The 25741-nt window shown below is 63.9% G+C and carries 30 protein-coding genes and 1 pseudogene; 14 read left to right on the top strand and 17 right to left on the bottom strand.

The annotated features are described in order from the left end of the window. Window positions 1-176: 176 nt before the first annotated feature. From RHO23_RS18965 to RHO23_RS18950, 4 genes are read left to right on the top strand one after another with little or no spacing between them, the layout of a single operon-like run. On the top strand, window positions 177-938 hold the full coding sequence (locus tag RHO23_RS18965) for a maleate cis-trans isomerase family protein (protein ID WP_030097271.1): 762 nt from the start codon (window positions 177-179) through the stop codon (window positions 936-938). After that, the gene (locus tag RHO23_RS18960) at window positions 931-1668 is read left to right on the top strand and encodes a maleate cis-trans isomerase family protein (protein ID WP_030097270.1); all 738 of its coding nucleotides are present in this window, start codon (window positions 931-933) and stop codon (window positions 1666-1668) included. The genes RHO23_RS18965 and RHO23_RS18960 overlap by 8 nt, the downstream gene beginning before the upstream one ends. Then, the gene (locus RHO23_RS18955; RefSeq protein WP_070921144.1) at window positions 1649-2341 is read left to right on the top strand and encodes a GntR family transcriptional regulator; all 693 of its coding nucleotides are present in this window, start codon (window positions 1649-1651) and stop codon (window positions 2339-2341) included. The genes RHO23_RS18960 and RHO23_RS18955 overlap by 20 nt, the downstream gene beginning before the upstream one ends. Before the next feature lie 29 nt (window positions 2342-2370). Next, window positions 2371-3135 (top strand): isocitrate lyase/PEP mutase family protein, encoded by a 765-nt coding sequence (locus RHO23_RS18950; RefSeq protein WP_423488191.1) that lies wholly within the window; start codon window positions 2371-2373, stop codon window positions 3133-3135. Here the strand turns inward: RHO23_RS18950 and RHO23_RS18945 are convergent. Next, window positions 3132-4070, bottom strand: a complete 939-nt coding sequence (locus RHO23_RS18945; protein WP_078322940.1) for a hydrogen peroxide-inducible genes activator — start codon at window positions 4068-4070, stop codon at window positions 3132-3134. The genes RHO23_RS18950 and RHO23_RS18945 overlap by 4 nt on opposite strands. A 96-nt stretch (window positions 4071-4166) precedes the next feature. Between RHO23_RS18945 and RHO23_RS18940 the strand changes: the two genes are divergently transcribed. Together RHO23_RS18940 and RHO23_RS18935 are read left to right on the top strand one after the other, a co-directional pair. Beyond that, a complete protein-coding gene (locus RHO23_RS18940; protein ID WP_030097266.1) occupies window positions 4167-4754 on the top strand; it encodes a peroxiredoxin in 588 nt (195 codons plus the stop codon). Window positions 4755-4769: 15 nt separating this feature from the next. After that, entirely contained in the window at window positions 4770-5297 is a 528-nt protein-coding gene (locus RHO23_RS18935; protein ID WP_030097265.1) for an alkyl hydroperoxide reductase, read from the top strand. Between the two features lie 60 nt (window positions 5298-5357). Here the strand turns inward: RHO23_RS18935 and RHO23_RS18930 are convergent, their stop codons facing one another. From RHO23_RS18930 to RHO23_RS18915, 4 genes are all read right to left on the bottom strand, one after another. Continuing rightward, window positions 5358-6086, bottom strand: a complete 729-nt coding sequence (locus RHO23_RS18930) for an isochorismatase family protein (RefSeq protein WP_070941533.1) — start codon at window positions 6084-6086, stop codon at window positions 5358-5360. An 87-nt stretch (window positions 6087-6173) separates the two neighbouring features. After that, window positions 6174-9359: a cytochrome P450 gene (locus RHO23_RS18925; RefSeq protein ID WP_423488190.1), complete on the bottom strand. Its 3186-nt coding sequence runs from the start codon at window positions 9357-9359 to the stop codon at window positions 6174-6176. Between the two features lie 174 nt (window positions 9360-9533). Then, a complete protein-coding gene (locus tag RHO23_RS18920) occupies window positions 9534-10280 on the bottom strand; it encodes a cutinase family protein (RefSeq protein ID WP_101312097.1) in 747 nt (248 codons plus the stop codon). Window positions 10281-10333: 53 nt separating this feature from the next. Beyond that, window positions 10334-10816, bottom strand: coding sequence for a DUF4383 domain-containing protein (locus tag RHO23_RS18915; RefSeq protein WP_064409829.1), 483 nt, complete (start codon window positions 10814-10816; stop codon window positions 10334-10336). Window positions 10817-10913: 97 nt separating this feature from the next. Here RHO23_RS18915 and RHO23_RS18910 point away from each other — a divergent pair, with 97 nt between their 5' ends. Together RHO23_RS18910 and RHO23_RS18905 are read left to right on the top strand one after the other, a co-directional pair. Further along, complete coding sequence (locus RHO23_RS18910) at window positions 10914-11585, top strand: TetR/AcrR family transcriptional regulator (protein WP_070915860.1); 672 nt, start codon at window positions 10914-10916, stop codon at window positions 11583-11585. 255 nt (window positions 11586-11840) lie between these two features. Further along, entirely contained in the window at window positions 11841-12809 is a 969-nt protein-coding gene (locus RHO23_RS18905) for an acyl-ACP desaturase (protein WP_423488189.1), read from the top strand. A gap of 27 nt (window positions 12810-12836) precedes the next feature. On the opposite strand, the gene RHO23_RS18900 is transcribed toward RHO23_RS18905, so the two are convergent. Then, a complete protein-coding gene (locus tag RHO23_RS18900; protein ID WP_030097258.1) occupies window positions 12837-13265 on the bottom strand; it encodes an Hsp20/alpha crystallin family protein in 429 nt (142 codons plus the stop codon). Window positions 13266-13435: 170 nt separating this feature from the next. Here RHO23_RS18900 and RHO23_RS18895 point away from each other — a divergent pair, with 170 nt between their 5' ends. The 3 genes and pseudogenes from RHO23_RS18895 to RHO23_RS18885 all read left to right on the top strand — a co-directional run. After that, window positions 13436-14095, top strand: a complete 660-nt coding sequence (locus RHO23_RS18895) for a VC0807 family protein (protein WP_057965458.1) — start codon at window positions 13436-13438, stop codon at window positions 14093-14095. Between the two features lie 20 nt (window positions 14096-14115). Beyond that, window positions 14116-14784, top strand: coding sequence for a VC0807 family protein (locus RHO23_RS18890; RefSeq protein ID WP_064409827.1), 669 nt, complete (start codon window positions 14116-14118; stop codon window positions 14782-14784). A 134-nt stretch (window positions 14785-14918) separates the two neighbouring features. Further along, a pseudogene (locus RHO23_RS18885) lies at window positions 14919-15341 on the top strand (VC0807 family protein); the annotation flags it as partial. 107 nt (window positions 15342-15448) lie between these two features. Here RHO23_RS18885 and RHO23_RS18880 read toward each other — a convergent pair. From RHO23_RS18880 to RHO23_RS18835, 10 genes are all read right to left on the bottom strand, one after another. Then, window positions 15449-16000 (bottom strand): GNAT family N-acetyltransferase, encoded by a 552-nt coding sequence (locus tag RHO23_RS18880; protein WP_070921138.1) that lies wholly within the window; start codon window positions 15998-16000, stop codon window positions 15449-15451. Window positions 16001-16018: 18 nt separating this feature from the next. Then, entirely contained in the window at window positions 16019-16894 is an 876-nt protein-coding gene (locus RHO23_RS18875) for a biotin-dependent carboxyltransferase family protein (RefSeq protein WP_057965457.1), read from the bottom strand. Continuing rightward, window positions 16891-17538: a 5-oxoprolinase subunit B family protein gene (locus tag RHO23_RS18870; RefSeq protein ID WP_064409826.1), complete on the bottom strand. Its 648-nt coding sequence runs from the start codon at window positions 17536-17538 to the stop codon at window positions 16891-16893. The genes RHO23_RS18875 and RHO23_RS18870 overlap by 4 nt, the downstream gene beginning before the upstream one ends. A gap of 39 nt (window positions 17539-17577) precedes the next feature. Then, the gene (locus tag RHO23_RS18865) at window positions 17578-18291 is read right to left on the bottom strand and encodes a queuosine precursor transporter (RefSeq protein ID WP_030097252.1); all 714 of its coding nucleotides are present in this window, start codon (window positions 18289-18291) and stop codon (window positions 17578-17580) included. Window positions 18292-18301: 10 nt separating this feature from the next. Next, a complete protein-coding gene (locus RHO23_RS18860; RefSeq protein WP_070941525.1) occupies window positions 18302-18694 on the bottom strand; it encodes a hypothetical protein in 393 nt (130 codons plus the stop codon). Beyond that, a complete protein-coding gene (locus RHO23_RS18855) occupies window positions 18694-19674 on the bottom strand; it encodes an ABC transporter substrate-binding protein (protein WP_081347102.1) in 981 nt (326 codons plus the stop codon). The genes RHO23_RS18860 and RHO23_RS18855 overlap by 1 nt, the downstream gene beginning before the upstream one ends. A 59-nt stretch (window positions 19675-19733) precedes the next feature. After that, a complete protein-coding gene (locus tag RHO23_RS18850) occupies window positions 19734-20276 on the bottom strand; it encodes a TetR family transcriptional regulator (protein WP_191985279.1) in 543 nt (180 codons plus the stop codon). A gap of 41 nt (window positions 20277-20317) precedes the next feature. Further along, window positions 20318-21385: an NAD(P)-dependent alcohol dehydrogenase gene (locus RHO23_RS18845; RefSeq protein WP_423488188.1), complete on the bottom strand. Its 1068-nt coding sequence runs from the start codon at window positions 21383-21385 to the stop codon at window positions 20318-20320. Next, window positions 21382-21849 (bottom strand): DUF4334 domain-containing protein, encoded by a 468-nt coding sequence (locus RHO23_RS18840; protein WP_423488187.1) that lies wholly within the window; start codon window positions 21847-21849, stop codon window positions 21382-21384. Before RHO23_RS18840 ends, RHO23_RS18845 begins: the two co-directional genes overlap by 4 nt. 67 nt (window positions 21850-21916) lie before the next feature. After that, on the bottom strand, window positions 21917-22510 hold the full coding sequence (locus tag RHO23_RS18835; protein ID WP_423488186.1) for a LysE/ArgO family amino acid transporter: 594 nt from the start codon (window positions 22508-22510) through the stop codon (window positions 21917-21919). 71 nt (window positions 22511-22581) lie between these two features. On the opposite strand from RHO23_RS18835, the gene RHO23_RS18830 reads away from it, so the two are divergent. Then, the gene (locus RHO23_RS18830; protein WP_070951941.1) at window positions 22582-23457 is read left to right on the top strand and encodes a LysR family transcriptional regulator ArgP; all 876 of its coding nucleotides are present in this window, start codon (window positions 22582-22584) and stop codon (window positions 23455-23457) included. Here the strand turns inward: RHO23_RS18830 and RHO23_RS18825 are convergent. Further along, window positions 23454-24233 carry an IclR family transcriptional regulator gene (locus RHO23_RS18825; protein ID WP_070915774.1) on the bottom strand — a complete coding sequence of 260 codons (780 nt, stop codon included), beginning with the start codon at window positions 24231-24233 and terminating at the stop codon, window positions 23454-23456. The two genes, RHO23_RS18830 and RHO23_RS18825, sit on opposite strands and share 4 nt — an antisense overlap. A gap of 141 nt (window positions 24234-24374) precedes the next feature. Between RHO23_RS18825 and RHO23_RS18820 the strand changes: the two genes are divergently transcribed. Together RHO23_RS18820 and RHO23_RS18815 are read left to right on the top strand one after the other, a co-directional pair. Then, complete coding sequence (locus tag RHO23_RS18820) at window positions 24375-24866, top strand: MaoC family dehydratase (protein WP_423488185.1); 492 nt, start codon at window positions 24375-24377, stop codon at window positions 24864-24866. Beyond that, a complete protein-coding gene (locus RHO23_RS18815; RefSeq protein WP_423488184.1) occupies window positions 24863-25690 on the top strand; it encodes an HpcH/HpaI aldolase/citrate lyase family protein in 828 nt (275 codons plus the stop codon). Before RHO23_RS18820 ends, RHO23_RS18815 begins: the two co-directional genes overlap by 4 nt. Window positions 25691-25741 lie beyond the last annotated feature (51 nt).

The raw sequence follows: 25741 nt of genomic DNA, 5'->3' as shown, positions 1-25741 counted from the left end.
CCGGTACCGAATTAGGTGAGTGCTGCACGGCCACCACTGGTCTTCGCGCAAGCTGCTCATCCGCGAGAATCGGGCGCGCGCTCACGTTGACACGGTATGGAGATATCGTATGATTGTCAACAATCTGAGTGATCGCTCGGAGCGCGGAGCGATGCTGCGAGTGTTAGGTCTTGCCGGTGGATTTCTCGTCTCTTCCCGATTTCTCGGAGTCGGCTGATCAGCGCGGCATCGGCATCATTGCGCCTTTCGACCTTGCGCTGGAGCGTGAGCTGTGGCGTTGGGTTCCGGCCGAGGTATCGCTGCATCTGGCCCGTACCCCGTATGAGCCGGTACCGGTGAGCAGGGCCATGGCCGAGTTGGTTTCCAATACCGCTCACCTGCAGGCGGCCACCCGCGATGTCCTGCACGTCGAGCCGGAAGTCGTTGCATACCTGTGTACTTCGGGCAGTTTCATTCGCGGTGTCGAACACGAGCGGTCGCTGGTCGAGGCCATCATGGCGACTGGTGCCAAGTCTGCCGTCACCACCTCCGGCGCGCTGGCGGAGGCCGTGACCGCCCTGGGTATCGGCCGGATCAGCGTCATCACTCCCTACGACGCCGAGCTGACCGAGCTGCTCGCCAAGTTCCTGGGGGAGTTGGGTGTAACGGTGGTGCGGACAGATCATCTGGGCCTGGGCGGGGGCATCTGGAAGGTCAACTACCGCACCGTCGCCGAGCGAATTCTCGCTGCCGACACCGATGATGCCGAAGCGATTTTCGTCAGCTGTACCAATCTGCGCACCTATGACGTGATCGAGCCGTTGGAACGGCTGCTCGGCAAGCCGGTGTTGACGGCCAACCAACTGACCATCTGGGCCTGTCTGGACCGGATGAGTCTTCCCATGATGGGGCCCGGTAAGTGGCTTCGCGATGTCTTCGGAGGAGGTTCGAGTGAGTAATACGCGTCCGACGGTGGGATTTATCTACCCGGATCACGCGGCCGAGTCGGACTACCCCCTGGTGGCGCGCCAGCTGGACATGAACTTCCCCGTCGTGCACATCTACGGCACCGATCTGCATGCCGTGCCCGAACTGCTCGATCTGGGCAGTCCGGAGAAACTCGCCGAGGGTGCTCGACTGCTGCGCCCTCATGAACCGGGTGCTGTGGTGTGGGCGTGCACCTCGGGCAGCTTTGTCTACGGTCCGCAGGGCGCCGCGCATCAAGTGGCGCTCCTGTCCGAGTCCAGCGGTACGCCTGCGTCGAGCACGTCCTTCGCCTTCGTCAACGCGGCCGTAGCGCTCGGGATTTCGAAAGTGGCGGTGGCTGCGAGCTATCCGCGCGATATCGCCGAGCTGTTCGTCGCATTTCTGGCCGCGCACGACATTGAGGTTGTGTCGATGGGCGAGGCGGGCATCGACACGGCGGCAGAGGTGGGCCGGCTTACCGCGAGCCAGGTCGACGAGCTGGCAGATGCCCACGACCATCCAGACGCCGAGGCGCTGTTGATTCCCGACACCGCCATGCACACCGTCGCGCACGTTGAGCGGCTCGAATCTCGGCTGGACAAAGTGGTATTGACCGCGAACCAGGTCACGGTGTGGGAAGGTTTGCGATTAATCAAAGAGGTGCCCGATTTTCCGGGTTTGGGGCGGCTTTTCAGGAGACGACATGACGACGCTGGTACCTGAGGAGTTCGCGCCCCTGGAACGGCAATCCACCGCCGAACTGATCGCCGAACGGTTGCGCATCGCGATCATGCGCGGTGTGCTGGCGCCAGGCGCCCAGCTGGGGGAGGCGTCATTGGCCGCGCGGTTCGCGGTCTCCCGTGGACCACTACGCGAAGCCATGCAGCGCCTGGTGTCGGAGGGTCTGCTGCGCAGTGAGCGCAATCGCGGCATCTTCGTCATCGAGCTAACCGATGAAGACGTCCACGATGTCTACCGGTCGCGGGCAGCCATCGAACGAGCGGCGTTGGAATGCATCATGTCCGGCGACACCGTCACCGCTTACCGGCGGCTACTCGTGCCCGTGGCGGTGATGACGGAGGCCGCCGCTCGCGGCGATATCGTCGCGGTGACCGACGCCGATCAGGACTTTCACGAGGTACTGGTGGATTCCTCGGGAAGCCCCCGGCTGCGCCGCGCCATGCGCACCCTGCTGCTGGAGACCCGGATGCTGCTGGGGGAACTGCAGGGCGCCTACCCGGACCTGACGGAACAGGTCCGTGAGCATGAGGTCCTGTGCGCGGCGATCGGCGCCGGTGATGCGCCTGCTGCGTACCGATTGATCGAGGAGCATATGCACGATGCGGTTGCGCGCCTTATGGCACGGCGCGGTTCCGCGGGCGCATCGGTGGAGTAAATCCGTGCGGGACGGGGTTGGATGTAGGCATGACCAACACCTCCGGTGATCTTGCCGCTAAGGCCGTTCTGCTGAAATCGCTTCATGTGCCGGGTGACCCGGTCTTCCTGCCGACGGTGTGGGATGCCTGGTCCGCGAAGCTCGCCGCCGATGCCGGATTTGCGGCGTTGACGGTGGGTTCGCATCCGCTCGCCGATTCGGTGGGTAAGGCCGATGCGGAGGGCATGTCATTCGAGGACGTGGTGGCACGGGTCTCGCAGATCATCGCCGCGGTCGACCTGCCGGTGTCCGTGGATATCGAGTCCGGCTATGCGCAGACGCCACAGCGGCTCATCGAGGGACTGATCGAGGCGGGTGCGGTCGGTCTGAACATCGAGGACTCGGTACATAGCGAAGGTGGCCGGATTCGTGAGCCGCAGGAGCACGCCGATCTTGTTGGGGCACTGCGGGTTGCGGCCGATGAGTCGGGCGTGCCGGTAGTGATCAACGCGCGGACGGACATCCTCCTGCGCCAAATCGGGGACGAGTCGGACCGGGTGGATCGGGCCATCGCGCGGTTAACGCTCGCTGCCGAGGCGGGCGCCGACTCGCTGTACCCGGTAGGCCGTCATGATCCGGATGTGCAGCGACGCTTGACATCTGAGCTGCCGCTTCCGGTGAACGCGATCGCGCTGCCCGATGTGGATGATCCGGCCTCGTTTGGTCCGTTGGGCGTCGGTCGGATCAGTTTCGGGCCGTTTCTGCAGCGCGCACTCTCGGCCCGGACTGAGGAAATCCTGGCCCGCTGGCGTTAGACCGCCTCGGCCAAGACGGGGTGCACGGCCGCGACAAGTTGGGTCAGCAGCTCGGCCAGCCGTCGGTAGGCGTCTTCCCGGCCGCTGATCGCGCGGTACACCAATCCGATCCGGCGGCCTGGTACCGGTGCCGCGAAGGTGGCGGTGGCCAGTCCGCCGCTGGCGGTCTCGGCGGTGACCGCGGTGCCCGGGATGAGCGTGACGCCGAGGCCGCCCTCGACACACTGCACGGCAGTGGCCAGCGAGGCCGCACGGGTGTGTCCGAGATCGGGCCGCACCCCCGCGAGTTGGCATACCTCCAGAGCCTGATCGCGCAGGCAATGCCCCTCGTCCAGCAACAACAGCGGCATATCCGCCAGATCGGCGGGCTCGACCTTCGTGCTGCCGGCAAGCGGATGTCCGGACGGCAGGGCGAGAACGAAATCTTCCCGGTACATGGGAATCTCCGCCATGCCGGGAGTTTGCGCGGGCAGCGCCATGACCGCTACATCCAGGGACCCATCGGCCAGCGACCGCAGCAGCCGGCCGGTCTGGTCCTCGGTGACCCGCAAGGACATCTCCGGGAACTCACGGGACAGTCCGCTGAGCACCATGGGCAGCACATAGGGGGCCACCGTGGGAATCAAGCCGAGTCGCAGCGTCTGCGCAAACGGATCGCGTACCCCGCTTGCGGCCGAGGTGAATTCGTCGACCGCATCCAGCGCGCTGGTGGCCTTCTCCAGTAGCGCCTCGCCCTCCGGAGTGAGCAGCACCTTGCGGGTGTTGCGCTCGACGAGCCGCACCCCCAGCCCCTCTTCGAGCATGGACAGGGCCTGCGACAGCGAGGGCTGACTCACTCCGAGCTCGGCGGCGGCGCTGCCGAAATGCCGCTTTCGTGCGATAGCCACGAAAGCGCGCAGGCCGACCAGGGTCGGCTGATAACTACGATCGGACATGCCTATCAATATAGTGCCAACAATCACGTTTTGTTTTTGAAAGATTTCCGGCACGATGGTGCCAGTAAGCATTCAGCGAATACGTGAAGGAGAATCGTGACTCTGCGGACCATCGGCGATGAATTCCCGGCCTACAACCTGACTGCGGTCATCGGCGGCGATCTGTCGAAGGTGAACGCCCAGCAGCCTGACGACTACTTCACCACCGTCACCAGCGAGGACCACCCCGGCAAGTGGCGTGTGATCTTCTTCTGGCCGAAGGACTTCACCTTCGTGTGCCCGACCGAGATCGCTGCCTTCGGCCGTCTGAACGACGAGTTCGCCGATCGCGACACCCAGGTGCTGGGCGCGTCGGTGGACAACGAGTTCGTGCACTTCCAGTGGCGGGCACAGCATGAGGACCTCAAGACCCTGCCGTTCCCGATCCTCAGCGATCTCAAGCGCGAGCTGGCCGAGGCATCCGGCGTGCTGAACTCCGATGGTGTGGCCGACCGCGCCACCTTCATCGTCGACCCCGACAACATCATCCAGTTCGTCTCCGTCACCGCGGGTTCGGTGGGCCGCAACGTCGACGAGGTGCTCCGTGTACTCGACGCGCTGCAGTCCGACGAGCTGTGCGCCTGCAACTGGCGCAAGGGTGACCCGACGATCGATGCGGGCGAGCTGATGAGCGCGGGCGTTTAGGAGGATTGGGTAACTGTGTCTATTGACAACCTGAAAGAGGCGCTGCCCGAGTACGCCAAGGATCTCAAGCTCAACCTGGGTACGGTCGCCCGTGGCACCGTACTGTCGCCGGCCCAGCTCTGGGGCACTCTCGTCGCGACGGCGGCGGCCACCCGGAACGATCAGGTGTTCAAGGAGATTCGCGAAGAGGCTGCCACCGTGCTGTCGCCCGAGGCACTCGACGCCGCACTCGGCGCGGCCTCGATCATGGCGATGACCAACGTGTTCTACCGTGGGCGGGGCTTCCTCGACGGCGCCTATGACGACCTGCGCCCGGGTCTGCGGATGAACATCATCGGTAACCCCGGCGTCGACAAGGCGGAGTTCGAACTGTGGTCCTTCGCGGTGTCGACCATCAACGGCTGTCACTTCTGCGTCGGCTCGCACGAGAAGGTGCTGCGTGAGGCCGGATTGACCCGCGAGCAGATTCTCGAGGCACTCAAGATCGCGGCGATCGTCTCGGGCGTCGCCCAGGCGCTGGCCACCGTGCCCGCGCTGGTCTAGGCACAAAGACATAAGGCCGCTTGCGCGTGACGCAAGCGGCCTTTGTCGTGCCGTCAGCTGTTACGAGTTATCAAGTGCCGCGATCGCGGACCGGGTGGTCAGTATTTTGGCGGTCCGCTCCGCGCACCAGGCGAGTGCTTGGTTGTGCCCCGTAGCGGTGTAGTCCGCCACGGCATCGGAGACGACGAATGCCTGAATATCGTTCTGGACCGCGTCGGCGGATGTCACGGTGATTCCGGAGAAGGCGTAGACGCCGACGATGATCAGCTGATCGCGGTTGGCGTTACGCAGAATCTCCAGAAGTTCAGAGCGGAAGAACTCGCTGTACTTCCATTTCGTCAGCACGGTATCTGTCGTCGTCGGCGCTATGGGATCGACAATCGCGCGCTCGGCGTCGTCGTCCGGCATGCCCGGCCCATAGAGCTGGCCGAAGAGTCCGCGCTGCTCCGGTGTCATACCGCCAGGCTGCGCTGAGTAGAGCACGGGCACACCGCGGGCATGCGCGACGTCAAGCAGGCTCTTGATGTTCTTCAGCACGGTGGCGATGGGATCGGCATGCGGCGCATATGCCTTCACAAAGTAGTGCTGCATATCGTGGACCAGCAGCACGGCGCGGTTCGTTTCCAGGGTCCACGGCGCGCTTTTCGCAGGTACATCAATGGTGCTGAACGGGTAGGCAATTGACCCGGTGGGGCGGACGTCGGCAGCGGCGCTTCCGGCTGTCGAGAGGCCCAGTGCGACGGCAGGCAATGCCACGGAGCTGGAACGGAGAAAGGTGCGTCTGCGCATCGGTTCACTCCCGCTTGAAGAGTCAGGGACCTCCAAGAAACACTACGTGCCGCCGAGACCGGGCTTCGCGGCGCGGGAGCGTATGCCTCACTCGGTCCAGACGTCCTCCACGTAGCGATCGGCCTCCACCAGGCCGGTAAGCCAGTTCCGTGCCTGGGGTTCGGTGGCGCCGGTGTGCTTTCGGTAGATATCCAAGAATGCCTCCCGGACGGCTGGGGCCATCTTGCCGCCGTCGCCACAGACGTACACATGGGTCTGTTTGGCCGGATCGCCGAGCAGATCCCAGACGTCGTCCGCGTCGGCGGCAATCCGGTCTTGTACATACTTGATGCCGTTCTCGGATGCGCGAGAGAACGCCGGGCGCATGTGGACCACGCCCGACTGTTCGGCGGCCGCGAACTCGTCCCGGAACAGGTAGTCGACTTCCGGATGCCGGACGCCGAAGAAGCAGAGTGCCGGAGCATACGGCTCGCCGGCGCGCTGTGCGGCCAGCCGATCACCGACAAATCCCCGGAACGGTGCGACTCCGGTACCGGCACTGACCAAGATGACATTGCGGGCGGGGTTGGCCCCGGCACGAAACGCCTGCCGGGCCTGATCGACCCGCGCCCGGATCTGTTGTCCTGGTGTGATGTTGGCGAGGTAGTTGGAGGCCACTCCTTGATAATCTCCGAACCCGGATCGGGCGGGGGCATCGAGCACGCTGACCACCAGCTCGACGATCCCCGGGCTCTGCCGGGCCGAGGAGGCTATCGAGTAGTGCCGTGGCGTCATCGGCTCGAACAGTTCAAGAAGTTCGGCGCGCGAGAGCGTGGTGGCGGGAAACTCCATGAGGCACCCTGCGATACCGAGCGAGCGTGTCTCCGGATGCTCGGCGAGCGCCTCCAGCGCGGATCGTTCCGGTGGACAGGGGTTCGCCGCGGCCAGCCGGAGCAGCTGCGTTCTGGTGGCCGGCTTGCGCAGTTCGACGAAGTGGGTGAGTAGCTCACGCACGCTTACTTCGCGGTCCAGCGCAATGGCCCGGCGGCTGTTGCGCCGGGTGTTGATGGAGATGCGCCGGTCCAGGATGAGGCCGAGCAACTCTCCGGCTTTGTCCACGACTTCGGGCTGGTTGTCCGCGAGGACGGTGAGGTGATCCCCGGTGTGATACTCGACGTCGGCGGGCAATGCCACACGTACCAGCCGTTTGGCCTGTCCCAGTGGGTTGTTGGCGCCGACCAGTTCCCGATTCTCCAGAACGGTCATGGGTATTACCTCGAACCGGGCATCGATTGCCGCCGTCACCGGCCCGTCGATGGCGCGGAGTTCGTAGAGGGGCCCCTCGGGGGTGCCGGTGGGAGTATCCGCACTGGCGACCGCGCCCAACGACGTCCAGAGTGCTTGCGAGAAGGACTCGACGCTGCCTGCGAAATCGCCGGAAGTGTCTGCCTCGCAACGGGAAACAATTGGCGTGCCGCCGAGCGCGGCGAGGCGTTCATCGATTTTTCGAGGCACCGCCTGGTACGTCTCGGCCCAGTTCCGGTCTCCGACGCCGAGTACCGCGTAGCGCAGCCCGCCGTCCGCACGCGCTTCTGCGCTATCGAGCCAGGTGAGGAACTGTCGGGCATCGTCAGTTGGTTGACCGTTGTAGGAGGAGGCCACGACCACCATGGCGCCCTCGCTGGGCAGGGCGTGTGTCGCTTCGTTCAGCGGGGCCACAGTCGTCCGGTAGCCGAGATCGGAAGCTTCCTCAGCCAGTTGGTGTGCCAGTGCCCGACAGGTGCCCAGGTTTGAGCCATGGAAGACGGTCAGCGCCGATCCGGGTACAGCGGTGACCGCCAGTTGCCGCGACTCCTGTGGTGTCGGGGTGGCCGTGGCTGCCGACTCATGCTGGCGGTCCTGGGGAGTACGTCGCGCCAAGCCAATCCGAAAGCCCACGGGTTTCCGGATGAGATCACTTTGGGTTCGCAACTGGTAGTGCTCGGAGTCGATGAAGCGGTATCTGTGTACCAGTGTCGCTAGGGCCATCGTCGCCTCGTGCAGCGCGAACTGCCGTCCGATGCAGGATCGGGCTCCGGTCCCGAAAGGTTTGAACAGGTTCACCGGTCGCTTGGCAGATCGTTCCGGCGAGAACCGGTCTGGGTCGAAAGTCTCCACGTTGTCGCCCCATTGCGGCTGACGGTGCAACGCGGTCGTGAGGACAGTGACGACTTCACCCTTGCGCACCGGGTAGCGCCCGGCGAGCAGGGTGTCTTCTGTTGCCATTCGGTCGAATTCACGGACCGGGGGCGAAAGCCTGAGTGTCTCGTCCACGATTTGACGGATGTAGCGGAGCTTGCCGATTTCGTCGAACGTGGGGGTGTACTCGTCTCCTGGCCCGAACAGTGCGTCCACCTCGGCCTGAGCCCGGTGAAGCACGGCAGGGTTTTTGACCAGGCTGTAGAGCGCCGTCGGCATCACCGTGGAGGTGGTGTCCTGTCCGGCGATCAAGAACGTCAGGACCTGAGAATGAACGCTGCTCAGCTCCAGTGCCGGGGTCTGCGGGGTGCCGGGCGCGAGCATGAGTCCGAGCAGGTTCTCGTGCTCGTCCGCACCGTCGTCGTGCCGGGCGATGAGCTCATCGATGAAGGTGTGCAGCTTCTGCTGTTCGGCCGCGAACAGGTCGCTGTTCTCGCCTCCGGGAGCCAGCATCTGGTGCAGTGCGACGGCGAAGCTCGCCGGAATAGCCGCAAGTCCCTCCCGCTGGTAGGAGTCGAACCTCGCCCCGAACCCGGCCAGCCCGACCGTATCCATGGCGAGCTTGCCCAGATCCTCGGCCACGTCCACAAGATGCTCGCCGGCGCTCGCGTCCCACCGGGCAAGGAGCTGACGATTGATATCGAGCATGGCCGGGTGGTAGTTGCGCAGACCGCTGAAGCTGAAGCCGGGCAACAGAACATCGTGGGCCTTCTGCCAGTTCGGCTCGCCCGGGTAGGCGGTGAACAATCCGTCGCCCGCGAGTGGACGGAATCGGTCCAGCCGGTCGGTGATGCCCTTGATGAACCGGCTCTCGTCGCATAGCTCCTCGACCAGAGCCAGCGAGCACGCATACAGCCGGCGCGAAACCCCGAAATCGGCATAGAAGAGCGGTCCGAACTCCTCGACGAGGAGATCTGCGGGCAGCGCGTAGGGGCGGCCCGGCACCGGGCCGGGTGGCAGTGGTCTTCCGTCGGCGCAGGGGATGCCTTCGATCTCCGGTGGACGTGCGGGTGAGGTGTACTCGCCCGGCTCCACCACACGAATATCGCTGCTCATGCGCTCGTCACCCTCCGCTCCTGCCGCTGTAGTCATTCGTCTACAGCATGGCCATCCACGACTGTACACATGTGGCTACAACCCACGCAATGTCGTGGTTTGGGGTGGTTTGATTGTTCTGCGTCAGGCCGTCCCGGCACGCCGGAACCGGCAAAATGGGGCGCTTGGCTCCGGTTATGCGCTGGGTGCGCAGGTCGCGGAGGTGCCCGACGGCTCGCTGCCCTGGCAGCGATTTCCCAATGCGGCGACCAGCCGCTGGACCACAGTCTCCGCCGCGCCGTCGGTGAGTTTGTCCTTGGCGTAGGTGGTGTGCGAGACGATGTCCCCGCCCTGCGGGTCGCAGAAGAAGTCTCCGGGGTTGCAGACGTCAATCACCTTGTGTAGCAGGTCTTCACGGATCGCGAGGTTGGCATCGACGCCGGGTGGCCGAATGTTCTTGGGATCACCGAACAGCACAATGGAGACGATGCGCTGCTCGAGCCCGGCGGGCAAGGGATTGGTGAAGGTGTAGGTACCCGGGGGAGTGTTGCCCAGCAGCACGTCGACTACCGCAGCGCCCTGTGCATACCCCCCGACGACGAATTTCATCTTCGGGCAGTCGGCGGCCGTCTTCTGGATGTGCTTACTCAGATCGTCCGAGCCCTTGCCTGCCTGGATGAAATCGATACTTGCGGGATAGTCCACGCCGTAGGTGGAGATGGTCATCCCCTTGGCGCCCTGCAGTTGCTTCTTCACGGCATCGGTGAATGACTTGCCGACGTCGCCGAGGCCCGCGGGCTCGTTGGTGCCACGCGCAAAGGCCAGGTCAATGTCAGTGCAGCTCGAGGCGTGCGCGGTCTGCGGGGATTGCAGCCCGTACCCGCCGAGCAGGATCAAGAAGGCAGTGGCGGCCGCTGCCGCGCGGCACATCGCAGTTCGCACGGCTTTCAAAATACCGACCGGTTCGATTGCCCGCCCAGTGCGACGGAGGACTCCTAGGAGGCCGGGACGGCCTGGGTTACGGGTGACTTGTTTCCGCTCGCCACGCCGGCGGCAGCGATCAGGGCCAGGATCAGCCCCTCGGAGCTGTGGACCCAGTTGCCGACGGTATCGACGGCCATCACGCTGCACACGGTCATACCGCCCCCGATGCACACTGCCACCATTGCCCAGTAGACCAGCGCCACCACGGCCGCATAGCGGATGGCGTTGGTGCGAGTGCGGGCGCCAATCAGTAGGGCAATACCGGTGGCCAGGTGGAAGAAGGCGTGCCAGCCGTTGACGGCGACGGGGATGACGCCATACGCGTAGAACGATGCCCGGTACATCTCGTGCGTGGAGTGCAGCGGAAATTCGTGGTTGATCATCAGTCCGATCGCCCAGTTGCTGACGAACCATGACCCCATGAGGAAGGTAAGGAACTGAACGCGGCTCGCGCAGACTTCCTGGATGTAGCGAGAAAACGCTGCTCGGGACATGTGTCCTCCTCCGCTGGAGATCGTGAGACAATTTACATCTCTTTGTTTCTGAAGTATGGTCGGCATCCGGAGGAGTGACAAGGAGCGCGCGACACAAGTGACTGAGGACACACTGCTCAATACGCTGGCCTCGGCCGACCCTGCTGCGCTGCGCCTGCCCGATGATGTCGACGAACTCACTGAGCGGGTACTGACGGCCGCCTTCGAACAGATCGCGGTGGTGGGCTGGCGCCGATCCACGGTTGATGACGTCGCGAAGCGCGCTGGGCTGAGCCGTGCGACGGTCTACCGGCGATTTCCGAACAAGAAGGCCCTCACCGAAGCGGTCGTGTATGCGGAGCTGCGTAAATACATGATCGGGGTGTCCGCGCGTGTCGAGGGCCGCACGATGACGCTGGCCGAACGAATGGCTGAAAGCTCCTCCTACACTGTTGAATTCATCATCGATCACCCGCTTCTGCGGAGGTTATTGGAAACCGAGCCTGACTCGATCCTGCCCTCCCTCACGGTGGAGGCCGGCCCGCTCATCGGGACGTTCCGCGAGTTTTGCGCGAGCCTCTGGAAGAGCGAGATCTACGGTGAGGCAGAGGTTTCGGAGCAGATGTTGGCTCACTTGCGTACGGTTGCCGAGCTGCATATACGTATTGCTCTGTCCTTGATTCTGACGAGGCAGACGGTGATAGGCCTGGAGACTCCGGAACAGGCGCGCCGGTTTGCGCTGGACTATTTGGCCCCGATGTTGGACTCGGGCGGCGATTCCTCGGTGTGAGGGCGATGTGACACGGCCCGATTAGTGATGTTGCTCTCACGGCGCTATGGTGCTGCGAAGCCGGTTCGAATATCGGGTCTGTAGCAAGCCGTTGCCCAGCTGTGGGGGCCGAAACAGGCATGGTGACCCGTCCGGCGGTGTGGTCGGGGTGGAAGTTGCAGGCAATCAGTCGTGACTGACAGGCGCCTTAAGGCATTGCTCAGATAAGTTACCCTGTGCGTGGGCTCGGGGTTCCAACGCGAAAGACAAGGTGAAATGTCAAGAGAGTTGACCGACCTTGAGATGCTCAGCGAGTTGGAACCCGTTGCTGAAGCCAACCTTAACCGGCATTTGTCGGTGGCCACGGAGTGGCATCCGCACGACTACGTTCCCTGGGAACGCGGTCGTAATTTCGCGCAGATGGGCGGCGACGACTGGGACCCGGAGCAGTCACAGCTGAGCGAAGTTGCCAAGGCGGCGATGATCACCAATCTGCTTACCGAGGACAACCTGCCGTCCTATCACCGTCAGGCGGCCCAGTACTTCGGTCTCGATGGTGCCTGGGGAACCTGGGTGGGGCGTTGGACTGCCGAGGAGAACCGGCACGGCATCGTCATTCGCGACTATCTGGTTGTGACGCGGGGTGTAGATCCGGTGGCGTTGGAGCGGGCGCGGATGGAACACATGACCGCGGGCTTCAACCCCACCGATGAGGAAGAGTCGGTACACAAGACCGACTTCCTGCTCTCGGTCGCGTACACCACGTTGCAGGAGCTGGCGACCCGTGTCAGCCACCGCAACACCGGCAAGGTGTGCGACGACCCCGTCGCGGACCGGATGCTGCAACGTGTCGCTGCCGACGAGAACCTGCATATGATCTTCTATCGCAATATGTGCAGTGCCGCACTGGATCTCGTGCCGGATCAGGCGTTGGAGGCGATTGCCGCGGTGATCGAGAATTTCCGCATGCCCGGTCAGGGCATGCCGAACTTCCGCCGTAATGGTGTGCTGATGGCCAAACACGGCATTTACGACCCCCGCCAGCATCTCGAAGAGGTTGTCACGCCGAATCTACGGAAGTGGCGGATCTTCGATCGCAGTGATTTCAGTGCCAAGGGAGAGCAGCGACGCGAGCAGCTCGCCGCATACGTGGAAGACCTTAAGTGCCAAGTCATTAAGTTCGAAGAGCAGCGCGACCGCATGCTGGCCCGTGAGGCGAAGAAAAGGGAAGCCCGCGCCGGATAGTGCGGACTTCCCTTCTCGGCCTGCCGATTACTTGGTGATCTCGATCTTCTGCGCCTCGGCGTTTGCGTAGGCGCCGGCGACCTTGACGGTCAGCACGCCGGCGTCGTAGCTCGCCGAGATCGCATCACCCGTCACATGGGTGGGCAATGTGAAGGTGCGACGGAACGTGCCGTAGCGGACCTCGCGCAGTACGCGTCCTTCCGTTTGTTCGGCGCGTGCGTCGCGGCGCTCACCGGACACCACCAACTTGCCGCGTTCCACCTCGACCGTGACGTCCTGGTCGACGTCGACGCCGGGCAGGTCCAGACGGACCAGGGCGTCATCGCCGTCCTTCACGACCTCGGCGGACGGAACGAAACCGGGGGTGGGCCAGCTGGTGGCGGGGCCGAAGGACTGACGTACCAGCGCGTCGAACTCGGCGAACGGGCTGCGGCGTGTCCAAACCAGATTGCTCATAGCGTGTCTCCTTCTATAGGGCCGGAATCTCAACCGGCCGTCACACGTACAAACTTGAGTGACCCGCGCTAAAGTTCCGCTTTCTGTACGCCGACGGCGAACGCGCGCGCGAGCTCATCGCCGCTGCGTGCCAGCCTCTGATTCCCAGTTTCGCCGGGTACCCTCGCCGCGTGCCCGAGCAGCCCGCAGAGAATCAGAAGGCGTCAGCGCGCGTCGTGCTCCGGCACACCCTTGCCAGCGTCGGACCATCCCTCGGCACCTATTACCTGCTGCGTGCCTTTGGGCAACCCGAGATTCACGCGTTGATTGCTGCCACGGTGGTCGCCGCGATTCAGGTGTTGATCACGGTGGTCAAGAACCGCAAGTTCGACGTCCTGTCGGGCTTCCTGATGTTCAACTTCGGGCTGAGTCTGGTCATCGCACTCGTCACCTCTGATGCACGTATGGCCCAGGTATCCAACACGATTCCCGGCATCCTGCTATCGCTGTTTCTTATCGGAAGTGCGTTCATCGGCAAGCCTCTCACCGAACTGATGATCGCGAAGGCCCGGCCTGGGCGAATCGAAGAGATTGCGGCCGAACACCATTGGACTCCGGAGAACTTCCGTTCGTATCACCGGATGCATGTCCACGTGAGTTTGTGGTGCGGTGTCATCAGCCTGCTGCTGTCGGCAATATCGATCGTCATCATCTACAGCTTCTCGGTTGATATCGCCCAGGCGGTCAACCAAATCTTCTCCCTGGTGACCACAATGGGACTGATCATCGGCATCATTGTGGTTATCCGGCGCTACCTTCAGCGCATGACGTACGACTCGCCCGCGGCCTGACGACCGGATACAGTCGCGCGGTGTCACTGTCCACCGAGCAGCCCGAAACCGAGAGCGGGATCTCGCCCCGCCAGCTTTTGATCGAGGGCGTGCTCAATGTCGGACCCGCGCTATGTGCCTACTTCGGTCTGCGCCTGGCAGGCTTCTCGGAGCTGCACGCGCTGATGGCCGCCACCGCGGTATCGGCCGCCCAGGCGTTGGTGAAGATGGCGTGGAAGCGGGCCCTGGATCCGGTCTCATTGCTGGTGGTGCCCATCTTTGGCGTCAGCCTCGTCATGGCGTGGCTCACTCGCGACCCACGTTTGTCACAGGTCACCAATGAGGTGCCGGGCATGTTGCTGGCCACCTATTTTCTGGTCAGTGCGCTCATCGGCAAGCCACTGACCGAGCTGTTGGTCACCAAACTCTGGCCCGGCGGCGTGGAAAAACTGGCCGAGGAACAGGGCTGGACCGATGAGGACCAGCGCTCGTACCACCGGCTGCATGTTCTCGTCAGCTTCTGGTGCGGGATCTTCAGCCTGCTGTTTTGCGCCTTGATGGTGGTGATCATCTACAGCTTCTCCGTCGATGTGGTCCAGGCGGTGAACCCGGTGGTGTCGATGCTCACCACGGGGGGACTGATCGTGGGCGTCGTCGTTGCGATCCGGATGTACTTGCGCCGTAAGGAGCGCGCCCTCGCTGGCAGGTAGCCCCGCTTTCTCAGGCTCTCTTAGATTGCGTCGGTACCGTCGCTGTGGTGAGTGGGTTGGGTAAGGGTGCAGGGAAATTCACACTCGGACACGCTTTGGTCAGTGCCGCGCTCGGCCTGGGTACGTACTACGGGATGCGCCTGCTGGGTGCCTCGGAGTTGCACGCCCTGATGGCCGCGGCGGTGGTCTCGGCGCTGCGCGTCATCTACACGGCATTACGAGACAGGCGCTTCGACATCGTCGCGGGATTCATCATGCTGATGCACGGCGCGACGCTCGTGGTCGCGCTGCTGACCAGCTCACCACAGCTGGCTCAACTCACCCACGTGGTCCCGGTGGTGCTGTTCGGCCTGTTCTATATCGGTAGCTGTCTGACGAAACGGCCTCTCACCGAAGTCATCATCGACATGATCCGCCCGGGTTGGGTAGCACGTCATCACTGGGGCGATGCGGACTTGCGCGCCTATCACCGGATGCACGTGCGGCTCTGTGTGATCGTCGGCTCGCTGGAGCTGGTACAGGCCGCTGCGATGGCGGGAATCATCCTGCGGTATCCGGTGGACATCGCGCAGGTGGTCAACGGCCTACTGGCGACGGCCGGCAGTGCTGCACGGCTGGCGTTTGTGATCGCCGTGATCTGGGTGTTCCTGCGTCGCCGCGGACATCACCAGGCGTCGCCGCCGCGCCAATCACAGGTCAGTGAGCCGGAGGGGTCAACCCCGGAACTCATCGGCAGTACGTGCACGCCCTCATCCGCTGCGGGCACGATGCCGTCTGCGGTCGCGACGGGAGTGGTTCCGAGCCAGGGGACCCAGCCGCGCGCCCGATAGAACGGCGCGACCTCGTCGTCGGCGCTCAACGCGCCCAGCTCATAGGCGCCACGCAAAACTTGTTCGGCCGCGTCCATGATTGCGCGCCCGAGCCCGTTGCCGCGCCAGTCGCTATCTACCGCAACGCCTTCCACGTATCCGGTGCGTATGGCCCGCCCTTGATGGAGCAGCCGGCGCTGGATCACCGCGGCGTGGGCGATGAGGGTGCCGTGGTACCAGATGAGCGCATGCATGCCGCCCAGGCAATGTTCCCAGTCTTCCTCGGTGAACTCGCCCTCAAAGGCTTCGATCAATAATTCCCTTGCCGCATGGCGTGTTTCGCTATCCAGATCGGCGGTGTGGATGAGTCGCGCGGTGTGGGTCCGGATGACGGGTACGGTCGGCATCGTAGACACGGGATGCTCCTAGCTGAGGCGCGGTCTTGACCAGCGGAACCGAACGGTTTGTCCTGGCCGCACCTGGGCGGCCAGATCCACATCCTGATCGGTGATCACCCCGATGACCGGATAGCCGCCGGTCACCGGATGGTCAGGGCCCAGGATAACGGGCTGGCCGCCGGGTGGCACCTGGATTGCACCGCGGATCACGCCCTCGCTCGGCAGCTGCCTGGCGGGGTCGCGTAGCTCCAGAGGCTTACCGCTGAGCCGGGTGCCTACCCGGTCGCTGCGATCGGAGACGATCCAGCTTCCGTGCGTCAGCTCGTCGGGATCGACGAACCAGTCGTCACGCGGACCGGGCACCACCTTGAGTTCGACGATGTCATCGGACATGGTGGCCACCGGTGCTTGCTCGATCTCCGGGAAGGAAGGGGACCGTGGTCCGACCGGCAGCCTGTCCCCGGCCTGCAGCGGCTTGGGGCCGATGCCAGACAGGATGTCGAAGCTGCGCGAGCCCATCACCGGCGCCACGCTGACTCCGCCGCGCACGGCCACGTAGCTACGCAGGCCACTGAGCGGTGCGCCGAGCGACACCACATCGCCATCTTGAACTTGGGTAATACTGTTGGTGCCGAAGGGAATTCCGTTGACGGACGGATCGGTGTCGGCACCGGTCACAGCCACCACCGCATCACCGCCGGAGACCCGAAATGACATGCCGCCCAGTGTCACCTCGATGGTCGCCAGATGATCGGGGTTCGCCACCAACCGGTTGGCCAGCGAATGCGATTTGCGATCGGCTGCCCCGGAGCGTCCGACACCCATGGCCGCCTTGCCGACGCGGCCGAGGTCCTGAATCAGAGCGAGAGGGCCGGTGCGCATTACCTCAAGGGTGGGTCTCATGCGATCGTCCCCTGGGTTTGTACTTGGAACTGGACACGGGTGCCGGGCGTCAGTAACGCAGGTGGGTTGCGGTCGAGGTCCCAGATGACGGCGTCGGTGCTGCCGATCAGTTGCCAGCCGCCGGGAGATTCACGCGGGTAAATCCCACTGAACTCGCCGGCGAGCGCGACGGCACCGGCAGGTACTTTGGTGCGCGGGTCGGCGCGGCGCGGGATGGCCAGACGTGTGTCCCCGCCCACGAGGTACGCGAATCCCGGTGCGAATCCGCAGAATCCGACGGTCCATACCGTTCCGGTGTGTGCCGCGATGACACCGTCTACACCGAGGCCGGTGTGTTCGGCAACCTCTTCGAGATCGAGACCGTCGTACCGGACCGGGATGGTCACCGGTGGCGAGGCGGTGCTCTCCGCCGTGCCCGTCGGTGCCGTGCGTTGCGTCAGCCGGTGCCGCACTATGGCCTGGTCGGCCGGGCTGTCGAGCTTGAGAAGTACGGTCCGGGACGCGGGAACGATATCGGTGACGCCGTCGATAGGGTCGGCATTCAGCGCCGACGTCCACGCCAGCACTTCCTGCACGGATGTGCACTCGAGCAACAACGCCCGATCCCCGTGATCCCGCACCTTCAAATCCGTTGCGGTACTCATATTTCGACGGTACTCCCGTGGCCACGCCTAGGGGCGCATTTATCCGGCCTGTGTATAAGTCGGCTCGTGCTTCTTGATGTAGGCGATCACCCGATAGGTAATCGGCAGCATCACGATCTCCACCACCGACTTGAAGATCCAGCCCAGGGCCGTGTACGTCGCCAACTGGCCGAAGGTGTGAATGCCCAGCGCGGTGGCCGCGATGGAACAGAACACCAGTGAATCGGCGAACTCGCCGATAACCGTCGAACCCACCAGTCGCGCCCACAGGTGGCGTTCCTTGGAACGCTTCTTCATGCGCACCACCACGAGCGCGTTAAGTGTTTGTCCAACAAGATATCCCGCGAGTCCCGCCACCATGAGCGTGGTGATGCTGGTGACGATGGTGGAAAAGGCCTCCTGGTTGGGATAGAAGTCGGCGGGCGGCAGGATCTTGGCCGTCCACAACACCAGGCATGCCAGGAGCTCCATCGCGAACCCGAGCAGGATCACCCGGTTGGTGGCGCGATACCCGTAGACCTCACTGAGCACATCGCCGATCACATAGCTCAGCGGGAACAGCACGAATGCCCCATCGGTGATCAGCGACCAATCGCCGACCACAGGGCCAAAGCCAATTGCCTTGGTGGCAGCCACGTTCGAGATGAGTACGACTCCGACAAAGACAGCCGACAGCAGCGGATAGTAGCTGCGGCCCACCTGGGCGAAGACCACATGATCCTGGGGGCTTGTCTCGACCTCGCTTGTCGCCATTCCGCGAAGTCTAGGGTGCGTGCTTGCAATGCGGCGCGGGTGGATTTGTCGCGCAGGGCGGAGGGCGGTTGGGCATGGTGGCGGCCGAGTAGATCAACAATGCCGCCGCCGCGAGATACACGACGAAGCCGATGGTGAAGGCGCGAAGCCATTGCCTGCGGGGAAGCGCCAACGGCAGCGTGCCTGAGGCCAGCAGTCCGCAGGGCAGGGCGAGCACCATTCCGATGATCAGCCCGTAGCCGTGCGGGTCGGCGAACGGATTCGACGACAGCCGGGTCGACAACACCATGTATGCACCCAGTGCGAAGACACCAAGAGCTATGGCGCCGACGATGCCGCCGACTACGCGAATCACAACGTCAGCCCAATACGGCTGGGCCGGTCGGGCGGGTGGGTAGTTCATCACCCCAGTACTCGGGCCAGCTGGGGGACCAGGTTGTCCGCCACGTAGGTCAGACTCAGCGGCGAGCTGAAGTTGATGGCGCCGGCCAATTCCTTGCTGGTGAAAATGCTGCGGTTCAGCAGTGAGGAGCCCAGTTTGGTGATCACCGGGTCGGCCTGCAGCGCGGTGCTCTGTTCGTCGGATTCGGTGCCCCACAGCAGCACATCGGCCTGCCCGAGCACACTGGCAAGCTGATCGGCCGGAAGATGGGCGAGCTGGTCGGCCTTGCCGTAGCTTTCCAATTCGGCGGGAACAGCCAATCCAAGGGAGCTGAGGAATCCGGTGCGCGGTCCGGATCGATACGCGATGGCCTGTCCGTCGAGCAGTTCGCCCTGCAGGTAGATGACCTTCTTATCCTTGAAGCTGGGGTGCGCAGACGTGGCCGAAGCGAATCTGCTGTCGACGGCCTGCACCACGGCGTCCATCTCCGACGGCTTGAACACGGACTGCCCGATGGCCTTGGCCTGGTCCTTCCACGGCTCGAAGAACGCGTACTTGCCCGACTGCGCGATGGTCGGTGCGATACCGGACAACTTGTTGTAGTTGTCCTGATCCAGCCCGGCGTTGGTGGCCAGGATGAGGTCGGGTTTCAGGGATGCGATCTTGTCGACCATCAGTCCGTCGGTAAGGGTGAGCACCTCGGGTGTGGCCGCGCCCAGGCGATCGGTAGCCCATGGCCAGGTGGCGAAGGGGAATCCTCCGTACCACTCGGTGACCGCGATAGGGACGATGCCCAGCGCCAGCAGGTAGTCATGCTCGGTGTACCCGGCGCTGACGATGCGCTGCGGCGGAGTCTTGACTTCGGTGGTGCCGAACGCGTGCTTGATGACGGCGACACCGTTGCGCTCGGAGGTGGGAGGAGAGTCCTTGGTGCAGGCAGCCAGCGCGGTGCCCGCGGCGAGCGTGGCACCGGCAGCGAGAAACCCGCGGCGGGTCAATATCGCGGACGGCACACATCGAGAGTAGCTGGCACATGCACTCAGGGGCGCGGCGATGTTCGTTAACGGGCTACCAGCCGGCGTGCCGCCTCGGCGGCTGCGGTGCGGCGGTCCGCGAGCACGTCGTCGCCGAGCGGTTCGCCGACAATCCGGTCGATACCGAATCCGCTAGCCGCCATCGAGTAGGCGATATCGATCAGCATCATGAGCAGACATGTGGGGTCCCACGCCGGGTCGATGAGCCCGCACTGCTGGCCCCGGCGCACCTCGTCGAGTTTCGCCTGGAAGATGCGGCGCAGTACGTGGTTGTCGAACATTCCGTCGGGGGCTTCCAGCTCGATCCAGCGCTGTAACCGTGCGCCCTGGGGGTCGGCGACGATGTTGTCGAAGAGGCCCGCGACGTAGCCTGGCACATCGTCGGCGCGCAGCGGCACCTTGTATGGCGCATCATTGATCCATTGCGCCACAACGGCTTCAAACAGCTGCTCCTTGCTCTCAAAGTAGCTGTACAGCCGTTCCTTACTTGCGTTCGCATTGGTGGCAATTCGGTTGAGCCGCGCACCAGCGAAGCCGTACTCGGTGAATTCGGCCTTGGCGGCCGCCATGATCCGGTCGTGGGTGGCCTGCCCGGCCGCTCGCATGGCGCTCACCAGAGCAGCACCGGTTTGATCGCGATTCCTGATCGCGCGTCCGCGACGGCTCGATCGATATCACGCGCCGGGTAGGTGCGTATCAGCGATTCGATCGGGAAGCGGCCCTGCGCGTGCATCCTCAGCAGTTCCGGAATGAACTCCAGAGGATTCGCGTCGCCCTCGATGCATCCGCGGATCACCTTGCCGCCGAACATCAGATCGGTGAGATCGATTGTTCCGCGTGAGGCACCCAGCCCGACCAGAACAAGTACACCGCGCTGCCGCAGCAGCCCGAGCGCCGTGGCGATGACATCGGGGTTGGCCGTGGTGTCCAGAGCATGGGTGGCCCCGCGTGCGATGGTGGTCACGTCCTGGGCCGTGGGGTCGACGGTATGGGTCGCACCCAATTCGGTGGCTTTGTCTCGCCGCGAGGCGACAGGGTCCACAGCGATGATCGTCTGCACTCCGACCGCCTTGGCGGCCATCACCGCGGCGAGGCCGACACCGCCAGCGCCGAACACCACGAGGCGCGAATCTGGTTCAGGTCTAAGTACGTTGAGCACCGCGCCGGCACCGGTCTGCAGACCGCAGCCAAGGGGAGCGGCGATGGTGAGGTCCGTGGAGGGGTCCACCACGACGGTGTTGTCGGCGGTGGCGAGTGCGTACTGGGCGAAGCTCGACTGTCCGAAGAACGAGCCGAACAGTGCGTTCCCGTTCTGGGACAGTGTCGTCGTGCCGTCGAGCCGTGTACCCGAGAGGTTGAGCCGGGCGGCGCGGGAACAGTAGGCCCGCTCACCCGCATCGCACTGTCGGCACTGGCCGCAGCTGCGGTAGCTCAAGACCACACGGTCTCCTGGCCGGATACCGCTCACGTCAGGGCCTACGGCCTGGACAACCCCTGCACCCTCATGGCCGAGCACCGCCGGGATCGGTACCTGTGATGTGAAGGTCAGGTCGGTGTGGCACAGGCCGGTGGCGTGAATCTTGACGAGCACCTCGTCGGAGCGCGGATCCTCGAGTTCCACCTCTTCGAGGGTGAATGAAGGCTCTGCGGATCGGCTCAGTGCTGCAGTGACTTTCACTGATCGCGTTCGAGAATGAAGTAGAGGTAGTTGCCGCTGGCGCGCTGACGTTTGCCGTTCATGATGCCCATCAGCGTGTTCTCGTCGACCCACTTGAAGTGATCAAAAGTGGGCTGTCCGTCGTACACCATGGTGCCGGTGACCTCGCCGCGGAACTCGATATCCCACAGGGTTGCACCACCCAGACTCAAATCGTTGTTGGAGAACAACTTTCCTTCGTCGTCGTAACAGACGATCGGCTCGACGTCGTTGATGGATCTGAAGATCTTGCCGTACCAGCGGGCGGCGGCCAGCTGGCCGTTCATCTTGTGTCCGGTGTGGAACTCGTCGCCCTTCCAACTGCCGAGCATGTCTTCGGGTCGGGCGGTATCGAGCGCGGCCCAAATCTCGTCGAGGTCGGCGGGACTGACGTCCCGGCGGCCTCGAAGTTCGGCGAAGCGGGTGCGGGCCTTGTCGACATCCATTGTCTCTCCCAAGTCAGCTGGTTCGGGAAGGACGCTAACACCGAACCAAATGGTTCGGCAAGGGTGATCAGACGACCAATGTGAGGCCCAGCGTGATCATGACGACGGCGATGACGGCGTCGAGTACACGCCAGGTTCCCGGACGCTGGAACAGTCCGGCAAGGTACCGGGCACCGAAGCCTAGCCCGACGAACCAGACGACACTTGCGATCAGGGCGCCCGCGCCGAACAGCCAGCGCGCGTCCTTGTGTGCGTTGGCGAGTGAGCCGAGCAGCACCACGGTATCGAGATAGACGTGCGGATTCAGGAAGGTGATGGCCAGTGCGGTCATCAGTACCGCGCCGAGGCGTGCCGGATTGGATTCGGCGGGAATCAGAGTGCCGGGCCGTAATGCGCGGCGGGCGGCCAACAATCCGTAGCAGATGAGAAACGCGGCACCGCCCACCTTGGCCACGGTGAGCAGGCTCGGCGTGGCCGCGATCAGTCCACCGAGGCCGCCGATGCCCGCGGCGATGAGCAGAAAGTCGCCGGTGATGCACACGGCGACCACCGGCAGCACGTACTCACTGCGAATCCCTTGTCTGAGTACGAAGGCGTTCTGGGCGCCGATGGCGGCAATGAGGGACATTCCGGTCAGGAAGCCGAGGAAGAGGACGGTCACGACATCGACGCTAGGGCGGTGAAAAGCTGTAGTACAGCTAATGATTCTTACTCTGCATTAGAATCGCTAATGTGAGTCTGGACTCCCAGCAGCTGGTTGCCTTCGCCGCCGTCATCGAGGAGGGCAGCTTCGATGCCGCCGCCCGGCGGCTCGTCATCACCCCTTCGGCGGTGAGTCAACGTGTCAAGGCGTTGGAACAGTCGGTGGGTCAGGTGCTGGTTCGCCGCGAGAAGCCCTGTGTGGCAACCGATGCGGGTGTCTCGTTGATGCGGCTGGCGGCCCAGGTTGGCACACTGGAGCGTGAGGCACTGCGCGAGATGGGTGTCGATGGATCTCCGATCCGGGTCGCGATCGCGGTGAATGCCGACTCATTCGAAACCTGGATGGGGTCGGTGTTGGCGCAGATTCCCGACGGCGTGCTTATCGACATCCGCGTTGAGGATCAGGATCATTCCGCGGAGTTGTTGCGCGCAGGCGTTGTGATGGCAGCGGTGACAACGGAGCCGAAGCCTATCGCGGGATGCCGCTCCGAACCGCTTGGCTCGATGCGGTACTTCGGGATGGCGTCACCGGGTTATGTAGCGCGCTACCTCCCGGGCGGTCTGCTTGACTCGGGGATCGAGGCCGTGCGGCGCGCGCCGATGATGCGGTGGGACAGGCGTGATGCACTCCAAGATCAGTTCTTACGCAAGCTCTTTCGTCGGGATGTCGCGGTCCCGGAACACTACGTGCCTACGACGAGTGGAAACACCGAGGCGCTGCGGGTCGGATTGGGCTGGGGAATGATGCTTGAGCAGTTGGATCGCAGCGGCCTTGTCGACCTGGCGCCGGGTCGGTATCTCGATGTGCCGTTGTATTGGCAACATTGGAAATTCGAATCCTCGACACTGCAGGCGATCACCTCCGCGGTACGCAAGGAGGCTTCCGTTCTGCGGCGCGAACGCTAGCGGCGCACGGCGCGGCTGAGCCGATGCGCGTGCCGCAGCAAGAGCTGTCCGAGGACCGGTTGGCGTTCGGCGTTGAACCGTGCCTCGATGCCGGTCAGGGTGAGCGCACCGATGGGGTTGTGGTTGGTATCGAACACGGCGGCGGCCATGCCCCAGGATCCCTCGACCAGCTGGCCCGGGTTGAGGGACCAGCCGGCCTGCCGGGTGGCGCCGATCCGATCCCAGACGGCGTCGGTGCGAAAACCGTTGCCCCACTCGGACTCCAGGTCGGCCCTGGTCAAGTAGGCATGGATCGCGTCGTCTGGAAGGTAAGCCAGGACGGCCATTCCGGATGAGACGATTCCGAGCGGGAAACGGGCGCCCTCGTACAGCACGTGCGATCGGATTGGGAAATCGCCATCCTCGCTGAGCAATACGACGGTGTGATCTCCGCGGCGCAGTGAGAAGAACGCACTCTCGCCGGTTTCCCGTGCCAGCGCCGCCACGTCGGCGGCCGCCTTCTCCGTGATGTTGTAACGGGGAGCTGAGGTAGCGCCGAGCACGTAGATCTCCGGACCCAGGAACCATTGGCCGGAGCGGGCATCGCGCTCCACGAACCCTTCGGTGGCGAGCGATTCCAGCAGCCGGTGCGCGGTGGCCCGCGGGATGTCGGTGCGGCGAGCGAGTTCTGTGGTGCTGACACCCGTTCCGGTGTCTGCTGACACGGCACGCAGCAGGGCCGCGGTGCGGCGTACCACGCTGGGTGCCTCGGTCACCCGCTCACGATACGTGTCCATTGAATGGACGTTCAAGCCCGAGTGTGTTCATCCGGTGAGAGCTTTCTGCACCATCCTTGCCGTGCAGCTGGGTTTTCATCCAAGGTGTCGGTGCGCCGGTGCGCCAGCAAGTGGACGCCCTGGTTGGGCTTGGAGGTGGTTGTGAGCGACAAACAGATCGTCGAGCAGCGCGGTCTGTGGTTCGAGGAACTCGAGCCCGATGTGCTGTACGTGCACCGGCCGGGGCGGACGATCACGGAGGCCGACAACGTCTTGTTCACCACGTTGACCATGAACACCCAGGCATTGCATCTCGACGCGGCGTTCTCGGAGGCGCTACCGCCGTTCAATCAGCGGCTGGTGAATTCGATGTTCACTCTGTCGACGTTGGTCGGATTGTCGGTCGCACAACTGACCCAGGGCACCATCGTCGGGAATCTGGGATTCTCCGATATCGCCTTCCCCAAGCCGCTGTTCCACGGTGACACGCTGTATGCGGAGTCAGAGGTGATCGGTAAGCGCGAATCCAGGAGCCGCCCGGGTGAGGGCATCGTCACCTTCGCGCATACCGGCAGGAATCAGCACGGCGACGTGGTGGCAACGGCCTCGCGAAAGACCATGGTGCGTAAACGGCCCGGAGGGCAGCAGCAGTGACACTTCTTGATGCCGGTCCGGGCTGGCTGTTCTGTCCGGCCGATCGCCCCGAACGCTTCGAAAAAGCCGCTGCAGCAGCAGATATGGTGATTATCGATCTTGAGGACGGGGTTGCGGCTGCCGATCGCCCTGCTGCCCGCGACGCCCTGATCAATACCCCACTGGATCCCGATCGCACCGTGGTCCGCCTCAACCCGGCCAACACCGCTGATCACCGGCTGGATGCCGAGGCACTCGCGCGAACCGAGTACAGGACCGTCATGCTGGCCAAGAGCGAACACGCGGATCACGTTGCGGCACTGGCACCGTGGTGCGTGGTGGTCCTCGTCGAGACTCCGTTGGGAGCTCTTAACGTCGCGGAATTGGTGCGGCCCGGGAACGTTGTCGCGGCGATGTGGGGTGCCGAGGATCTCTTTGCCGCGACGTGGGGTACCAACAACCGCTGGCCAGACGGCAGCTACCGCGATGTAGCGCGGCATGTGCGTTCGCAAACCCTCTTGGCGGCAAAGGCATTTGGCCGGATAGCCGTGGATTCGGTGTACCTCGATATCACGGGGCTCGATGGTCTGCGTGCGGAAGCGGATGACGCGGTGGCCGTCGGATTCGATGCCAAGGTGGCGATCCATCCCACGCAGGTAAACGTCATTCGCGCGGCCTACCGGCCGGCCGCCGAACGGGTGCGCTGGGCGCACGGTGTGCTTGAGCTGGCGGGCCGGGAACGGGGTGTGTTCCAGTTCGAGGGCGCCATGGTTGATGCGCCCGTGCTTCGGCGTGCTGAGCGAATCATCCAGCTGAACATGGTGACTGGCGGGAGGCCCGGGTGAGAAGCATCCGGCGGCAACGCACCGAAACACCAGGTGCGAGCTGGGATGAGT

Source organism: Mycobacteroides sp. PCS013 (assembly GCF_049532645.1).
Classification (GTDB): Bacteria; Actinomycetota; Actinomycetes; order Mycobacteriales; family Mycobacteriaceae; genus Mycobacterium; species Mycobacterium gwanakae.
Note: the sequence above shows the minus strand (reverse complement) of the source record. Positions and strands in the feature narration are given on the sequence as shown.

What these genes read in the sequence shown, in the direction of transcription:
- RHO23_RS18915 (WP_064409829.1), bottom strand. Translation starts at nt 10,816, where the DNA reads ATGTCCCGAGCAGCGTTTTCTCGCTACATCCAGGAAGTCTGCGCGAGC.
- RHO23_RS18880 (WP_070921138.1), bottom strand. Translation starts at nt 16,000, where the DNA reads ATGCCGACCGTACCCGTCATCCGGACCCACACCGCGCGACTCATCCAC.
- RHO23_RS18875 (WP_057965457.1), bottom strand. Translation starts at nt 16,894, where the DNA reads ATGAGACCCACCCTTGAGGTAATGCGCACCGGCCCTCTCGCTCTGATT.
- RHO23_RS18905 (WP_423488189.1), top strand. Translation starts at nt 11,841, where the DNA reads ATGTCAAGAGAGTTGACCGACCTTGAGATGCTCAGCGAGTTGGAACCC.
- RHO23_RS18860 (WP_070941525.1), bottom strand. Translation starts at nt 18,694, where the DNA reads ATGAACTACCCACCCGCCCGACCGGCCCAGCCGTATTGGGCTGACGTT.
- RHO23_RS18870 (WP_064409826.1), bottom strand. Translation starts at nt 17,538, where the DNA reads ATGAGTACCGCAACGGATTTGAAGGTGCGGGATCACGGGGATCGGGCG.
- RHO23_RS18955 (WP_070921144.1), top strand. Translation starts at nt 1,649, where the DNA reads ATGACGACGCTGGTACCTGAGGAGTTCGCGCCCCTGGAACGGCAATCC.
- RHO23_RS18945 (WP_078322940.1), bottom strand. Translation starts at nt 4,070, where the DNA reads ATGTCCGATCGTAGTTATCAGCCGACCCTGGTCGGCCTGCGCGCTTTC.
- RHO23_RS18925 (WP_423488190.1), bottom strand. Translation starts at nt 9,359, where the DNA reads ATGAGCAGCGATATTCGTGTGGTGGAGCCGGGCGAGTACACCTCACCC.
- RHO23_RS18950 (WP_423488191.1), top strand. Translation starts at nt 2,371, where the DNA reads ATGACCAACACCTCCGGTGATCTTGCCGCTAAGGCCGTTCTGCTGAAA.
- RHO23_RS18850 (WP_191985279.1), bottom strand. Translation starts at nt 20,276, where the DNA reads ATGGCGGCCGCCAAGGCCGAATTCACCGAGTACGGCTTCGCTGGTGCG.
- RHO23_RS18930 (WP_070941533.1), bottom strand. Translation starts at nt 6,086, where the DNA reads ATGCGCAGACGCACCTTTCTCCGTTCCAGCTCCGTGGCATTGCCTGCC.
- RHO23_RS18840 (WP_423488187.1), bottom strand. Translation starts at nt 21,849, where the DNA reads ATGGATGTCGACAAGGCCCGCACCCGCTTCGCCGAACTTCGAGGCCGC.
- RHO23_RS18865 (WP_030097252.1), bottom strand. Translation starts at nt 18,291, where the DNA reads ATGGCGACAAGCGAGGTCGAGACAAGCCCCCAGGATCATGTGGTCTTC.
- RHO23_RS18900 (WP_030097258.1), bottom strand. Translation starts at nt 13,265, where the DNA reads ATGAGCAATCTGGTTTGGACACGCCGCAGCCCGTTCGCCGAGTTCGAC.
- RHO23_RS18825 (WP_070915774.1), bottom strand. Translation starts at nt 24,233, where the DNA reads ATGGACACGTATCGTGAGCGGGTGACCGAGGCACCCAGCGTGGTACGC.